Below are 15902 nucleotides of genomic sequence, written 5' to 3' on the forward strand. Positions count from 1 at the left end.
ATTACTGCAAAGATAAAGTCAGTGTGTCGTTCAGGAAGAAATTCTAGTTGTGACTGCGTACCTTGCAACCAACCTTTGCCGGAAATACCGCCGGAGCCAATCGCAATTTTACTCTGAATAATGTGGTAACCCGCTCCTAGCGGATCAGACTCCGGGTTAAATAGAGTACGAACTCGCACTTTTTGATACTCTCGCATCAAGAAAAACCACAGAATTGGAATGAAACCACTTAATGCAATCGCAGCACCAGCAATTATTTTCCAGCTAATGCCGGCGAGGAAGATAACAAAAATACCGGAAGCGGCGATCAGGATCGAGGTACCTAAGTCAGGCTGCTTTGCAATGAGAATGGTTGGTAAGCAGACCATAATCAGTGCAACAATGAGTGTTTTTAGCGTTGGTGGAAGGGGCTGTCTACCGACATAGCGAGCCACCATTAATGGCACTGCGAGCTTCAATAGCTCTGACGGTTGAAAGCGCACAAAACCGAGGTTAAGCCAACGCTGCGCGCCTTTCGATGCTTCACCGAAAAACAGCACGCCGAAAAGCAGTATAACGCCACCAACGAACATCAAAGGTGCCAAGCTTTCGTAAGTTCGTGGAGAAAGCTGCGCAAGGACGAGCATCACAACGAGTGAAAGCACCATTCGCATGGCTTGGCGATCCATCATCAGTAAACTTTGGCCACTGGCGCTGTACATGATCACCAGGCCAAACCCCATCAGGGCCAGTATGCCAAGTAGGAGTGGTAAGTCGATATGGAAGCGTTCAAACAGGGCGCGATTTTTACCTGTAGAGGGATCCATCTTCATTACTGTTTTACCTCTTTCTTCGCATTGTTTTCAGGCTCAATTTCTTCTGGACCAAGAACGACTCGGTCAAAAATTTTCCTTACTACTGGGGCACCGTTACTAGAACCACCACCGGCATTTTCTAGTACTACAGTGACGACCACTTTAGGATCATCAAATGGTGCAAAGCCAGTAAATAACGCATGGTCACGTAAGTGCTCGGCGATCTCATCGGCGTTGTACTCTTCGTTTTCACCCAGACCGAAGACCTGTGCAGTACCTGATTTACCCGCTGTTTCATAATTCATTTTGTAGAATGAGCGGCGAGCTGTTCCGCGCGTGCCATGGTTTACCCGACGCATGCCTTCTTTCGCCATATCCCAGTACTTTTTAGGCACATTCTTGATTGGTGGGTAAGTCACGTATTCTGTCGTTTGCTGCTCTTCGAAGTCGTTACCATTTTCTATCGTCGCTTTGAGCAAGTGAGGTGCGATCACTTCTCCCTCGTTTACTAATACGGAGGTTGCTTTGGCGATTTGCATTGGTGTTGCTGTCCAATATCCTTGGCCGATACCCACAGGGATCGTATCACCTTTATACCATGGGGTTTTATGGCGAGACATTTTCCAGTCACGAGTCGGCATATTCGCCTTACTTTCTTCGTAGATATCAATGCCAGTGTAATCACCAAAACCGAACATCATCATCCAATTCGAAATACGGTCAATACCCATGTCATAAGCGATTTGATAGTAGAAGGTATCAACAGACTCTTCGATCGACTTAATGATATCGACGCGCCCGTGCCCCCAACGCAACCAGTCACGAAACGGGCGTGTGTTGGAGTTTGGTATGCGCCAATAACCAGGGTCATTTCGTGTGGTGTTAGGTGTGACGACACCTTCTTGCAGCGCGGCTACCGCCATAAATGGTTTGATGGTAGAGGCCGGAGGGTAAATGCCAAGTGTAGTGCGGTTGACCAAAGGACGGTTTTTATCGTTCAAAAGGACACGATAGTCTTTACCTGAGATTCCGTGCACGAACGAGTTAGGATCGTAGCTAGGACTTGAAACCATAGCCAGTACACCGTTGTCTCTAGGATCGATCACTACAGCACTGCCTCTGCGGCCATCCAATAATTGGTGTACGTACAGCTGCAAGTTGATATCAAGGTTTAAAACGATGTCTTTTCCGGGTACAGGTGGAACGTACTTTAACGTACGAATTACTCGGCCGCGGCTGTTTACCTCGACTTCTTGATATCCGGCTGTACCGTGTAAGAGGTCTTCGTAGTATTTTTCAATACCCAGCTTACCAATGTCGCGAGTGGCTTGATAGTTTGCGTCTTTTTCTTCTCGGATCAGGCGCTGCATGTCGCGATCATTGATTCGAGAAACGTAACCAATCACGTGGGTTAAGACTTCGCTGAAAGGGTAGTAGCGCTTTAAGGTCGCACTTATTTCCACACCCGGAAAGCGGTACTGATTGACGGAGAATACCGCTACTTGTTTTTCGTTCAGTTGGGTAAGCAGTGGGACCGATTTAAATCGACGAGTCCGTTTACGCTCGTGGTGGAAACGTTCAATCTGGTCTGGTGTAATTTCCAGAATAGTTTGTAATTCTTGGATGGTTGCATCAATGTCTTTAATTTTTTCTGGGGTCAGTTCTAAGTTAAAGACGGGACGGTTCTCTGCCAGTAAAACGCCATTTCGGTCATAAATTAGACCTCGGTTAGGCGCGATAGGCACCACTTTGATGCGGTTATCGTTCGAGCGGGTTTGATAGTCTTGAAACTGGTTCACCTGAATGTTGTACATGTTGGCAACCAGAGCTCCCATCAAGACAACAATGCCGATAAAAGCAACAATAGCGCGGCTGGCAAACAGACGCGCTTCGGCTTGATAATCTCGGATTTGACTGCGGCGTTTACGAATCATTAACGCTTGGCTCTAAAGTTAAACAACGATTATTCGCGATGATAAGGGTGGTTAGCGGTGATGCTCCACGCTCGGTACAAGCTTTCTGCCATTACGATACGCACTAGAGGGTGGGGTAGCGTTAAGGCAGACAATGACCAGCTTTGGTCTGCTGCAGCTTTGCATGCAGGAGCGAGTCCTTCGGGACCGCCGATTAATATTGATACATCACGGCCATCTAATTTCCAAGCTTCTAACTGCTCAGCGAGTTGAGGAGTGTCCCATTTTTTACCTGGGATATCTAACGTGACGATACGGTTGCCTTTTGGTACCGCAGCGAGCATCGCTTCCCCTTCTTTTTGCAGGATGCGAGCGATATCGGCATTTTTTCCGCGTTTGCCAGCAGAGATTTCAATCAACTCCAACGGCATATCATGCGGGAAACGGCGACGATATTCTTGAAAGCCTTCCTCAACCCATTTTGGCATTTTTGTACCAACAGCAATTAGTTGAATTTTCAAAAGATTAACCCCAGAGCTTTTCTAGCTGGTAGAGTTCGCGGTGCTCTTCTTGCATCACGTGAAGCATAGCGTCGCCCATATCAAGGACTACCCATTCACCTTCGTTTTCACCTTCCATTCCTAGTGGCTCAAGACCGGCTTTTTTCACCTCTGTTGCAACATGGTCTGCGATGGATGAAACGTGGCGTTTGGATGTACCAGTACAGATGATCATGTAATCTGTCACGCTTGATTTATCTTCCACATTTAGGACGATAATGTCTTCCGCTTTCATGTCGTCGGCTTTATCAGCTAAAAAGTCTTTCAGTTCTTCGCGAAGCACTCGGTTTTCCTCGGTTTGTCTCTTATCTCTACAGTGTTTTACATTCTTGCTTGCAAAACAGGTCGCGCACTATATCACGCTTTGATTTTTAAATTGCCAGCTTAATATCAGGAGAGCAGGTTTCTAAGCTCAACTGATGAATAGTTGGCCATACAGACTCGTCATACTGAGTTTTGGCTTTTATCTCGGCTTGAGCCAACAAGGAGAGCAATGCACAAATACGACTCGCTGATAAGCGGGTCAGTGCTGCGTTATAGAGTGGACGCTTGTTTTGCCAAACTCGATATTTCTCAAATACCTGGTTCATTCCCATTTGACTTAAGTCTTGATGCATATTTAAAAGTTGGCTCAACTCTTTTTGTACACTTCGAATCAAGATCACGGTCTCAACCCCTTCCGCCTCAAGTTGGCGAAGAATACGTTGTGCACGGTTTGCTTTACCTGCCAGTAAGGCGTCGATCCAGTTAAAGGTAGTGAAGTGATTATGGCGACTTAGGGCTTCCTCTAAACGTATGATGGTCAGCTCACCATCCGGATAGAGTAGGGCCAATTTCTCTAAGCTTTGTGTCAATGCAAATAGGTTACCTTCATGCCATTGAGCCAACATTTGCAGTGATTGCTGATCGGGTTTTAGTCCCAACGTGCGGCAACGTGTCTGAATGAACATAGGTAGGCGTTGAAGGTCTGGCGACAAGCAGCTTACCCAATCGCCTTTTGAGCTTAATGTTTTGAACCATTTCGCATTTTCTTGGGCTTTGGTCAGTTTGTTACCAACAATGACGAGCATGATGTCATCATGAAGCATATCACACAGTGTTTGCAGCTCTTTGCTGACGGCGGTTGTCACGCCACTTTCAGGAATTTCAAGCTCAATCAATTGACGGTTTGAAAACAGGCTCATCGCTTGGAAACAGTCGTAAACTTGGTTCCAGTCGATGCTAGCATCCACCGCAAAACGGTGTTTTTCCTCAAAACCTTGCTGAAACGCTGCCTTTTGGATGGCTCGGCGGCTTTCTTGAATCAGTAACGGCTCATTACCAAAGATTAAGTAAACCTGTTTAACTTGTTTAGTTAAATGATCCGTTAGCTTATCGGCATAAATTCGCATAGTGACTAAGAGTTTTTGTTCGCTGGCTCAGAGATTTGTCCTGCTTCATATTCGGCACGAATACGGCCCAACTGGCGCATCATCTGTTTTGCAGCTTGCAAGCGCATCTCGTCTTCAATTACGTCACGCTCAACAGATTTTGCAAGTGCGGTCAACGGGTTGTCTAGGTAGTTGCGGTTTACTGTTGTCGTAAAGTTTTTAGAACCATAGCCAGGAATTGTCACACGGTATTTTACTACGTATGTCAGCTCTTTTTCTGCTGCACGGCTATTTTGATAAAGCGATAGTGTACGCTCATCGATTGTCGCTTCCGTCAAATGAAGGTTGGGTACCGTCGATGATGGTTGAACAAGTTCAACTTTGTTCAGTTCGAGTTGAGAGCGAACATAGCGAGTTAATTCACTGTATTCATCGTAGCTGGAGAAAGACATAGTGTGCAGCTCTTCCGGTACGGAATACTCGCCGCGAAGGTGAAAACCACAGGCAGAAAGAAGCCCCGCTAATACCAATACCACTGGTAGTTTAATCAAAGAGAAAAAGCGCATTGATTGTATTCATCCTAAATTGAAGGGGTTATTTACCTTAAACCACTCATGTGAATGGTTTGAGGTAAATAAACAGGGTAGAAAACTACCCTGTTTAATGACTCTTGGTTAACAAATAAGTTCGCTAAACAGAGACAAATTGCAAGCTGTGATTAGTTTGCAACGATGTTCAGCAGTTTACCTGGAACGTAAATGACTTTACGAATAGTCAGGCCATCAGTGAACTTAACCACGTTTTCGTCGTTTAGACCAAGCTGTTCGATATCGTCTTTAGAGATATCCGCTGGGACTGTTAGCTTCGCACGTAGCTTACCGTTAACTTGAACAACGATAGTTTTTTCGTCTTCAACTAGCGCTTTTTCGTCAAACGTCGGCCATGCCGCGTTATCAATGTCTGTTTCACCTAGTGCTGCCCATAGCTCGTATGAGATATGCGGAGTGATAGGGTAAAGCATGACAACAATAGCTTTCAGTGCCTCGTCAAGGATTGCACGATCTTGCGCAGATTCTTGAGGCGCTTTCGCTAGTTTGTTCATCAGCTCCATGATCGCTGCGATCGCGGTGTTGAATGTTTGACGACGAGCGATATCGTCCGTCACTTTCGCGATAGTCTTGTGAACGTCACGGCGAAGTGCTTTTTGATCACCAGAAAGCGCTGCGGTATCTACTGCTTCTGCTGCGCCTTTCGCTGTGTGCTCTTTCACTAGTTTCCAAACACGTTTTAGGAAGCGGTTCGCACCTTCTACGCCAGACTCTTGCCATTCAAGTGTCATGTCCGCTGGAGACGCGAACATCATGAATAGACGTACTGTGTCAGCGCCGTACTTGTCTACCATTTCTTGAGGGTCGATACCGTTGTTCTTAGACTTAGACATCTTGATCATGCCTGAGTGCGTTACATCACGACCTTCAGTGTCTTTAGCAGAAGTAATGCGGCCTTTACCATCACGTTCAACGGCTACGTCTGTTGGAGCTACCCACTCTTTGCCGCCTTTCTCGTTCTCGAAGTAGAACGCATCAGCCAGTACCATGCCTTGACACAGTAGTTGCTTGAACGGTTCGTCAGAAGTTACGTAACCCGCATCGCGCAGTAGTTTGTGGAAGAAGCGTGAGTACAGTAGGTGCATACAAGCGTGCTCGATACCACCGATGTACTGATCTACTGGTAGCCAGTAGTTTGCTTTTTCTGGGTCTAGGATGTCGTCCGCTTGTGGTGAACAGTAACGCGCGTAGTACCAAGAAGATTCCATGAACGTATCGAACGTATCTGTCTCACGTAGAGCAGGTTCGCCGTTAAAGGTTGTCTTCGCCCACTCTTTGTCTGCTTTGATTGGGCTGGTTACGCCGTCCATTACCACGTCTTCTGGAAGAATCACTGGTAGTTGGTCAGCAGGTACTGGGTGAACTTCACCGTCTTCAGTCGTTACCATTGGGATTGGTGCGCCCCAGTAACGTTGACGAGATACACCCCAGTCGCGTAGACGGAAGTTTACAGTCTTAGTGCCTTTGCCTTCTGCTTCTAGCTTCGCTGCAATTGCATCGAACGCCGCTTGGAATTCTAGGCCGTCGAATTCACCAGAATCGAACAGTACGCCTTTCTCTGTGTATGCCGCTTCAGAAATATCTAGCTCGCTGCCATCAGCAGGCTTGATAACAGGCACGATGTCTAGACCGTACTTCGTTGCGAACTCGTAGTCACGTTGGTCGTGTGCAGGTACTGCCATTACCGCGCCTGTACCGTAGTCCATCAGTACAAAGTTTGCTACGTATACTGGTACTTCGCGGCCGTTCAATGGATGAATCGCAGTAAGGCCAGTTGCCATACCTTTCTTCTCCATTGTCGCTAGCTCAGCTTCTGCAACCTTGTTGTTCTTACATTCGTCGATAAACGCTGCAAGCTCTGGATTGTTCTCTGCTGCAAGAGCTGCAAGAGGGTGGCCGGCTGCGATACCCACGTAAGTCACACCCATTAGCGTATCTGGACGTGTTGTGTAAACTTCTAGGTCTTGTTGACCCTTAACTTCAAACTTCAGTTCAACACCTTCAGAACGACCAATCCAGTTGCGCTGCATGGTCTTCACCATTTCAGGCCAACCTTCAAGCTTGTCTAAGTCGTCTAGTAGCTCTTGAGCGTACTCAGTGATTTTGATGAACCATTGAGGGATTTCTTTTTGCTCTACAGGCGTATCACAACGCCAGCAACAACCGTCTTCAACCTGCTCGTTTGCAAGAACAGTTTGGTCGTTAGGACACCAGTTAACAGAAGAAGTCTTTTTGTAAACTAAACCTTTCTCGTAAAGTTTAGTGAAGAACTCTTGTTCCCAGCGGTAGTACTCCGGTGTACATGTTGCGAATTCACGGTTCCAATCGTAACCAAAGCCTAGAAGCTTAAGTTGGTTCTTCATGTATTCGATGTTTTCGTAAGTCCAAGGTGCTGGCGCAGTTTTGTTTTTTACTGCTGCGTTTTCTGCAGGTAGACCGAATGCGTCCCAACCGATAGGTTGCATCACGTTTTTGCCTTGTAGGCGTTGGAAACGAGATACTACATCACCGATAGTGTAGTTGCGCACGTGACCCATGTGCAGTCGACCACTTGGGTATGGGAACATGGACAGACAGTAGAATTTTTCTTTATTTGGGTCTTCACTTACAACAAAGGTTTTGTTGTCATCCCAGTGCTTTTGAACTTTTTGTTCAATATCTTGTGGGTTGTATTGTTCTTGCATCGATGGTATCCGTTATCTTGGAATTTGTGAGTTCGGTTAGAACAGACTTAAATAGATCGTCATAGAATACCTAAAGCTAGGGATCACAACAATAGCCAATCTGTACCCATGCGCCCTTAAGTGACGCAGGTAGGAGAAAGATGGAGGTCAGTTATGCCTAAACGTAAAACAGGTTATGAGGAAATGCTCGAGGATGTGATTGAAACCTTGAAGCACAGTCCGGAAGAAGTTAACAAAGCGATTGAGACGTCGGGCAAAGTGGTGGATGCTGCTAATGACTTGACCAAAGATGAATTGGCTTTAATCAAAGCGTACCTTAAAGCAGACTTAAAAGAGTTTTCAGAGAGTTACGAGGATAGCAAAAGCGGCCCGTTTTACTTAACGATTGCGGACTCGATATGGCAAGGGCTGTTAGAGATTACTGACCGAACTAAAGTTGAGTGGGTTGAGTTGTTCGATGACTTAGAGCATCAAGGGCTATATGAAGCAGGAGAGGTGATAGGCTTAGGCACTTTAGTCTGTGATGAGTGTGGTCACAAGACAACGTATAACCACCCAACTGTAATCATTCCGTGTATTAAATGTGGTCACAAAGGCTTTACTCGTCAGTCATTAAAGCCATAAATGGCGCGTAACGACAGTATAATGCTATGAATAAAAAAGAGGCTTAGTCGCCTCTTTTTTGTCTTTTCTACTTTCAAGCTGTTATCAGCTCTGTTTTCTTCTTAAGCCGAGCGCCAGCGCTAAACTTAACCCTACCCAAATATACAATGGCCAAGTACCAACGATTCGATATGGCGTTTTCCCATCGGTTGGGGTGAGCTCTGCGCGCAGTACTGCAGTTTCAAACTGCGGTACTTGCTCAACGATTTTACCTTGGTGATCGGTTACCGCTGTTAATCCGTTGTTAGTCGAGCGGATGAGCGGTTTACCTAACTCTAAGGCACGCATACGGGCGATCTCCATATGTTGAAGAGGGCCGATAGAGTGACCAAACCATGCATCGTTTGAAAGCGTTAGAATGAAGTCTGTTTCGTCAGTCACATTTTGACGCACTTGCTCATTAAAGATGATCTCATAGCAAAGCGCTGGTGCCATGTGCATGCCATTCGCAACGATGTTTGGCTGCACAAAAGCCCCACGGCTAAACGACGACATCGGTAGGTTAAAGAATGGCGCTAATGGGCGCAAAATATCTTCAAATGGTACAAACTCACCAAACGGTAGTAGGTGATGCTTATGGTAACGTTCGCTTAAATCGAAGCTGTAGTCACCGTATGGTGTGATGCCGAGGGACAGAATACTGTTGTAGAACTGTCGATCTTCAGCTTGGTTGACGACACCGGTGATGATTGCGCTGTTATTCATTTTTGCAGCGCTGTCGATATTGCTCAAAAATGAAGGCACTTCAATTTCAAAAGCGGGAATTGCTGCTTCTGGCCAAACGATAATGTCAGCATCCCAGTTTTCACGAGTTAAGTCAGCATACTTCATGATGGTTGGCCAGCGTTGACTTGGTAGCCACTTTAGGTTTTGGTCTACGTTACCTTGAATTAGTGCGAGCTTAGTCGTGTCTTCTGGTCGGGGTGTTACCCAATCGTAGTTGCGAATCCCAAAGCCAGTACTGAGTAGCACCGCAGGGATAATCACCATCAGCCACTGCTTATGAATCCATGCATAGGCTAACGCCCCTGCGCTGATAAGGATAAATAGAGTAAGCAGTTCTACGCCGCCAATTGGTGCAAAGCTTGCGAGTGGAGCATCTATCTGGCTATAGCCTAGCCATAACCAAGGGAAGCCAGTCATCACCCAACCACGTAACCAATCACTGATCAGCCATAAAGCAGGTGCAGCGAGAAGTGCTTTTGTGAGCGTAAATTGAGGAAACAGCTTGTTGTTGAGCCAAGCAAATAAGCCTGAATAAACAGCCAAGTAGGCAACAAGTAAGCCCATTAAAAATAAATTGGCAATGAGCGGCATACCGCCAAAACCGGAGATACTGACGTAAACCCAGCTAACGCCAGTTGCAAATTGACCTAACCCCCAAGCATAACCAATCCATAGTGCGCGTTTCGGAGTTTGGTTAGCAAGAAGAATCAGTAGAATTGCTGGGCTAAGAATGGCAATAGGCCACAGCTGGTAAGGAGCGAAAGCGAGTGTAGTAGAGGCGCCAACAAAAGCGGCCACTAAGGGCCGCTTAAGGCGATGAAAGAGTTCATTCATCATTGTAATTTTCTGAGATTCCCAATGGGTATCGCGTTACTCTTGAGTGGCTTCAACCAGGGTTTCTTCGTCTGGGATCGTCACTTGGAGTTGAATGACACGACGGTTATCGGCAGCGGTGACTTTGAAGTTGTAGCCTTCAATTTCAACCAGTTCACCACGAGAAGGTAAGTGACCAAAGGCAGTCATGACCATACCACCAACGGTATCAACTTCCTCATCGCTGAAGTTGGTTCCGAATGTCTCATTAAACTCTTCGATGGTTGTCAGCGCTCTGACAGCAAACGTATGCTTGCTCAGCTTACGAATGTCCGTCTCTTCACTTTCATCGAATTCATCTTCAATATCCCCGACGATTTCCTCAAGGATATCTTCAATGGTCACAAGACCAGAAACACCACCGAATTCATCGACAACAATGGCCATATGATAACGTTCTTCACGGAATTCTTTCAGCAGTCGATCAACGCGTTTACTTTCCGGTACTACAACCGCTGGTCGAATGACTTCTTCGATATCAAATGGATTGCTGCCTGAGCCTAAGTATTTAAGTAAGTCCTTCGCTAGAAGTATGCCTTCCACATGGTCTTTATCTTCGCTGATCACAGGGTAGCGAGAGTGTTGAGCATCGGTAATCAAAGCAACCAAGGTATCAAGGTCGTGAGTACGCTCAACTGTAACCATTTGCGAACGCGGGATCATAATGTCACGCACACGCATTTCGGAGATTTCCATAACACCTTCAAGCATATCGCGAGTGTCATGGTCAATCAGGTCGTTAACTTCAGAGTCGCGGATAACATCCACAAGCTCTTGGCGATCTTTTGGTTCGCCCTGAAATAGTTGACCTAGACGTTCAAAGAAGGACTTTCTACTCGGACCTTCTGCCTTTTCTTTCTTATCTTCGTTAGAAGAGGGAGAATTATCTTCGTTCATTGTTTCTCAATTAAGTAACGCTATCAGAAGTGTGATAGCACACATAGAGAGGCGAACACGAGAGTCATTTAGGTGGTTCGCCTTTCCCTGTCGAGTGGCCAATAGCTACTCTTTTTCAGCAATGTAAGGATCTTCATAACCCATACCTTGCATGATTTCGGTTTCGAGGGACTCCATCTCTTCGGCTTCGTCATCCTCTATATGATCATAACCTAGCAGATGCAAGCTGCCATGTACAACCATATGCGCCCAATGTGCTAGCAGAGGCTTGCTCTGTTCAACCGCCTCTTTTTCAACAACTTGGCGGCAAATAATCAAATCACCAAGTAAATCTATTTCCATACCAGGAGGTGCTTCAAATGGAAACGACAACACATTAGTTGGTTTATCTTTGCCGCGATACTCATGGTTGAGCGTATGACTTTCTTGTTCATCAACAATACGAATGGTGACTTCGGCTTGTGGCTGGAAGAGAGGTATTGTCTTATCTAGCCACAATTGGAAATCTTGCTGCGAAGGCAGACCTTCTTCATTTTCGACTGCCAGTTGCAGATCAAGTTCAATCGCCATGGTTATTCCTTAGTTGAAGCAACTTGTGCATTCAGTTCGGCTTTTGCTGCTTCTAGTAACTTCGCATCGCGTTCTTCACGACGGCGTTTCTCGAACTCTTTACGCTCTTTCTGGTCTTGTGCTTCCCACTTCTCGTACGCGTTAACGATACGAGCAACCACAGGGTGACGTACAACGTCGTCGGCCAAGAAGAAGTTAAAGCTGATGTCGTCAACTTCGCTTAGTACTTCAATAGCATGACGAAGACCCGATTTCGCACCACGAGGTAAGTCAATCTGCGTGACATCACCAGTGATAACCGCGCGAGAGTTAAAACCAATACGCGTTAGGAACATCTTCATCTGCTCAACAGTGGTGTTCTGACTCTCATCAAGAATGATGAAGGCGTCGTTTAGAGTACGACCACGCATGTAAGCAAGAGGGGCGACCTCAATCACGTTACGTTCAATCAGCTTCTCTACGCGCTCAAAGCCCAGCATTTCAAATAGGGCGTCGTATAGCGGACGTAGGTATGGGTCGACTTTCTGGCTTAAATCACCAGGTAGGAAGCCCAATTTCTCACCAGCTTCAACCGCTGGACGAGTAAGTAGAATACGGCGGATCTCTTGGCGCTCTAGTGCGTCAACAGCTGCTGCTACAGCAAGGTAGGTTTTACCTGTACCAGCCGGGCCAATACCAAAAGAAATATCATGCGTGACCATGTTAACCAAGTACTGCGCTTGGTTTGGCGTACGTGGTTTGATCACACCTTTCTTGGTTTTGACGAAGACTTCTTTACCATGCTCGATGTTAGACTCAGTATTCTGCTCAAGAACACCAGACTCTTTGATCGCTAGATGGATTTGCTCAGGCTCAATATCTGGGATCTCACCTCGTACAGGTGCGGTATCAACATATAGAGTTTTCAGGATATCCAGCGCAGCTGATGCGGTATGAGGTTTACCGACAATCGTAAAGTGATCACTACGGTGGTTAATTTCAACGCCTAGACGACGTTCTAAATGCTTGATGTTGTCATCGAATGGACCGCACAGGCTAGCTAGTCGGCGGTTGTCTGAAGGTTCTAGGTTAATTTCTAGAGTTACGATTTTATTGCTCAATGTTGCCTCTCATTTTTTGCCACTTAGTGAGAGCCTGATAACGACCAGGCTCTCTATGGCTATTTATACGAGCTTACGGCGTAAAAGTAGCTACACCCAGCTCATCTTCGCGACGTGTTTTCGCCATCATCTGCGTTGGGGAAATCACACTACGAAGATCCATGTCTTTTTCAGTACGTACTAGCTCACCACGCAGTGAGTTTGCAAATACGTCTACGATCTTCACATCAACGAACTGACCAATTAGGTCTGCACTACCTTCAAAGTTTACTACACGGTTGTTTTCTGTACGAGCGCGTAGTTCCATTAGGTTTTTCTTCGAAGGACCTTCAACTAGAACACGTTGTTCTGTGCCAAGCATTAAGCGAGAGTAACGCATCGCTTGAGCATTGATAGTTTGCTGTAGTTCGTAAAGGCGCTCTTTCTTCACTTGTTCTGACACATCACAAGGGTAATCCGCTGCTGGCGTACCTGGACGTGGAGAGAAAATAAAGCTGAAGCTCATGTCAAAGTCTACATCTTTGATTAGCTTCATGGTGTCTTGGAAGTCTTTGTCTGTCTCACCAGGGAAACCAACAATAAAGTCTGAACTGATTTGGATATCAGGACGAGCTTTACGCAGTTTACGGATGATCGATTTGTATTCGATAGCGGTGTGAGGGCGTTTCATCATCGTTAGGATACGGTCACTACCACTTTGCACAGGTAAGTGCAGGAAGCTCACAAGTTCTGGCGTATCTTCGTATACTGCGATGATGTCGTCTGTGAATTCTAACGGGTGGCTCGTCGTGAAACGAATACGGTCGATACCATCGATAGACGCAACCAAACGAAGCAGTTCTGCAAATGAACAGATCTCACCATCGTGCATAGGACCACGGTACGCGTTTACGTTTTGACCCAGAAGGTTTACTTCACGTACGCCTTGTTCAGCAAGTTGGGCGATTTCGAACAGTACGTCATCCATTGGACGGCTTACTTCTTCACCACGAGTGTACGGTACGACACAGTAAGTACAGTACTTAGAGCAGCCTTCCATAATAGAAACGAATGCTGTCGCACCTTCAGCGCGAGGTTCAGGTAGGCGGTCGAATTTTTCGATCTCTGGGAACGAAATGTCCATAACTGGTGCATCATCGGACTGAGATTGTTTGATCATCTCAGGTAGGCGGTGCAAAGTTTGTGGGCCAAAAATAACGTCAACGTATGGTGCACGTTCACGAATATGGTCACCTTCTTGCGTTGCTACACAACCACCTACACCGATAACTACGCCAGGTTTTTTATCTTTTAGTGTTTTCCAGCGGCCTAGCTGGTGGAAAACTTTCTCTTGCGCTTTTTCACGGATCGAACAGGTGTTAAGTAGAAGTACGTCTGCTTCCTCTGGCTCTTCCGTCAGCTCGTAGCCGTTTGCAGCATTAAGCAGGTCGGCCATTTTTGATGAATCGTATTCGTTCATCTGGCAGCCCCAGGTTTTAATTAGCAGTTTCTTACTCATCTCACTTTCGCTCGTTCAGTTGTACTTAAATCGGAGAGCTATTGCTCAAATTATAGCCGCCATCACGGCGGTAAGCGGCGTATTGTACTGCTTTAAAAAGCACCTGACTAGTGATCTAGCTAATTCTCTGCAAAGCCTGATGAAATCTAGTTTTTCGCCCTATGCAGAACAAGGTTTTTTGTTAAACAATTTTGTAAAAATAGCCATGGAAAGTACAATAAAAAACGCCAATTAATCAGCACGATGAAGAGTGAAAAATGAACAAGTATGACATCGCCGTGATCGGTGGCGGTATGGTCGGGGCAGCCGTCGCTGTTGGATTTGCCAAGCAGGGCAGAAGCGTTGTCTTGGTCGAAGGTACAAAACCTAAAGTTTTTGATGCCGCTCAGGCGATGGATATTCGTGTATCTGCAATCTCGCACCAGTCGGTGGAGTTACTTGATTCACTCGGAGCATGGTCAGAGATCAAGAGCATGCGAGTTTGTCCTTATCGGCGCTTAGAAACTTGGGAGAACCCTGAGTGCCGTACTCGTTTTCACTCTGATGAATTGTCATTGGATCAGCTAGGTTACATCGTTGAAAACCGTCTAATCCAATTAGGTCTTTGGCGAGTCTTCTCTCAGTATGAAAATCTAACCGTGATGTGTCCTGAGCGATTAAAAGCCATTGAGTTTGCAGATGTAAATCTTGTGACACTAGAAAGTGGGGCGCAGTTTGAAGCTAACTGGGTGATTGGTGCTGATGGTGCAAACTCTAAAGTTCGTCAATTGGCTGGAATTGGTGTAACTGCGTGGGATTACCGACAACATTGCATGTTGATTAACGTGAAAACAGAATTGCCTCAGCAAGATATTACTTGGCAACAATTTACACCTTCAGGCCCACGTTCATTTTTACCTCTGTGCTCTTTGAGTAACGACGATGGTCAAGTAGTAGGCCAAGGTTCTTTGGTTTGGTATGACTCGCCTATACGTATTAAACAACTGTGTGCGATGGGTAAACCTCAACTAAGGGAAGAAATCTTACGTCATTTCCCTGCTGAATTAGGCGATATTGAAGTATTACAGTTTGGCTCATTCCCACTCACTCGTCGTCATGCGCAAAGCTACTCAAGCAAAAATTGCGTGTTAGTGGGTGACTCTGCTCATACGATCAACCCGCTTGCAGGGCAAGGGGTAAACTTAGGCTTCAAAGATGTAGACGTTCTCCTTTCGGTAACAGAACACCAAGAAAAGCTGGAAGATACCTTACTCGCGAAATACGAACGCGCACGTCGACCTGACAACTTACTCATGCAGACGGGCATGGACTTTTTCTATAAAGGTTTTAGCAACGATCTAGGGCCATTGAAGTTCGTACGTAATGCTGCATTGAAGCTTGCTGAAAACTCAGGGCCAATTAAGGCTCAAGTACTGAAATACGCGTTAGGTATGTAGTAAGCTACTCAAATCACAGATAGAAAAAAAGCGAGCCATGAGCTCGCTTTTTTAATTCGGCAAATCTAATGATTTCCCGAGTCCAGAACCAAAAAAAGAAAAAACCCAGCAAAGTCATGCTGGGTTTTCCGATAATGGTGCGGAAGGAGAGACTTGAACTCTCACACCTTGCGGCGCCAGAACCTAAATCTGGTGCGTCTACCAATTCCG

Annotated in this window: 15 protein-coding genes; 2 read left to right on the forward strand and 13 right to left on the reverse strand. The window is 46.0% G+C overall.

The window, feature by feature from the left end; genetic code table 11:
* The 7 genes from R7M72_RS21285 to leuS form a co-directional block, all read right to left on the reverse strand.
* Positions 1-812 (reverse strand): FtsW/RodA/SpoVE family cell cycle protein (locus R7M72_RS21285; protein WP_318056316.1); only part of this gene is annotated, 812 nt, incomplete at its 3' end.
* The gene (mrdA, locus tag R7M72_RS21290; RefSeq protein WP_213899806.1) at positions 812-2728 is read right to left on the reverse strand and encodes a penicillin-binding protein 2; all 1917 of its coding nucleotides are present in this window, start codon (positions 2726-2728) and stop codon (positions 812-814) included. The genes mrdA and R7M72_RS21285, both read right to left, overlap by 1 nt.
* Positions 2729-2757: 29 nt before the next feature.
* On the reverse strand, positions 2758-3228 hold the full coding sequence (gene rlmH, locus R7M72_RS21295) for a 23S rRNA (pseudouridine(1915)-N(3))-methyltransferase RlmH (protein ID WP_017821762.1): 471 nt from the start codon (positions 3226-3228) through the stop codon (positions 2758-2760).
* A 4-nt stretch (positions 3229-3232) separates the two neighbouring features.
* Complete coding sequence (gene rsfS, locus R7M72_RS21300; RefSeq protein WP_005373015.1) at positions 3233-3550, reverse strand: ribosome silencing factor; 318 nt, start codon at positions 3548-3550, stop codon at positions 3233-3235.
* 88 nt (positions 3551-3638) lie between these two features.
* Positions 3639-4658, reverse strand: coding sequence for a DNA polymerase III subunit delta (holA, locus tag R7M72_RS21305; protein WP_213899807.1), 1020 nt, complete (start codon positions 4656-4658; stop codon positions 3639-3641).
* 5 nt (positions 4659-4663) lie between these two features.
* Positions 4664-5203 carry an LPS assembly lipoprotein LptE gene (gene lptE, locus R7M72_RS21310; protein WP_005384122.1) on the reverse strand — a complete coding sequence of 180 codons (540 nt, stop codon included), beginning with the start codon at positions 5201-5203 and terminating at the stop codon, positions 4664-4666.
* Positions 5204-5355: 152 nt separating this feature from the next.
* On the reverse strand, positions 5356-7929 hold the full coding sequence (leuS, locus tag R7M72_RS21315) for a leucine--tRNA ligase (RefSeq protein ID WP_005391313.1): 2574 nt from the start codon (positions 7927-7929) through the stop codon (positions 5356-5358).
* A 153-nt stretch (positions 7930-8082) separates the two neighbouring features.
* Here leuS and R7M72_RS21320 point away from each other — a divergent pair, with 153 nt between their 5' ends.
* Positions 8083-8553: a zinc ribbon-containing protein gene (locus R7M72_RS21320; protein ID WP_005373024.1), complete on the forward strand. Its 471-nt coding sequence runs from the start codon at positions 8083-8085 to the stop codon at positions 8551-8553.
* Between the two features lie 84 nt (positions 8554-8637).
* On the opposite strand, the gene lnt is transcribed toward R7M72_RS21320, so the two are convergent.
* From lnt to miaB, 5 genes are all read right to left on the reverse strand, one after another.
* Positions 8638-10155, reverse strand: a complete 1518-nt coding sequence (gene lnt, locus R7M72_RS21325; RefSeq protein ID WP_213899808.1) for an apolipoprotein N-acyltransferase — start codon at positions 10153-10155, stop codon at positions 8638-8640.
* Positions 10156-10188: 33 nt separating this feature from the next.
* Entirely contained in the window at positions 10189-11088 is a 900-nt protein-coding gene (gene corC, locus R7M72_RS21330) for a CNNM family magnesium/cobalt transport protein CorC (protein WP_005384118.1), read from the reverse strand.
* Positions 11089-11193: 105 nt separating this feature from the next.
* Positions 11194-11658 carry an rRNA maturation RNase YbeY gene (ybeY, locus tag R7M72_RS21335; RefSeq protein ID WP_005373030.1) on the reverse strand — a complete coding sequence of 155 codons (465 nt, stop codon included), beginning with the start codon at positions 11656-11658 and terminating at the stop codon, positions 11194-11196.
* A 2-nt stretch (positions 11659-11660) separates the two neighbouring features.
* Positions 11661-12758 (reverse strand): PhoH family protein, encoded by a 1098-nt coding sequence (locus R7M72_RS21340; protein WP_005373033.1) that lies wholly within the window; start codon positions 12756-12758, stop codon positions 11661-11663.
* A 73-nt stretch (positions 12759-12831) separates the two neighbouring features.
* Positions 12832-14256, reverse strand: a complete 1425-nt coding sequence (gene miaB / locus R7M72_RS21345; protein ID WP_005373038.1) for a tRNA (N6-isopentenyl adenosine(37)-C2)-methylthiotransferase MiaB — start codon at positions 14254-14256, stop codon at positions 12832-12834.
* A gap of 257 nt (positions 14257-14513) precedes the next feature.
* Here miaB and R7M72_RS21350 point away from each other — a divergent pair, with 257 nt between their 5' ends.
* Positions 14514-15692, forward strand: coding sequence for a 2-octaprenyl-3-methyl-6-methoxy-1,4-benzoquinol hydroxylase (locus tag R7M72_RS21350; RefSeq protein WP_258495507.1), 1179 nt, complete (start codon positions 14514-14516; stop codon positions 15690-15692).
* 13 nt (positions 15693-15705) lie between these two features.
* Here the strand turns inward: R7M72_RS21350 and R7M72_RS21355 are convergent.
* Positions 15706-15902 (reverse strand): hypothetical protein (locus tag R7M72_RS21355; protein ID WP_206949545.1); only part of this gene is annotated, 197 nt, incomplete at its 5' end.

Source organism: Vibrio sp. YT-18, from assembly GCF_033337345.1.
GTDB classification, from domain to species: domain Bacteria; phylum Pseudomonadota; class Gammaproteobacteria; order Enterobacterales; family Vibrionaceae; genus Vibrio; species Vibrio alginolyticus.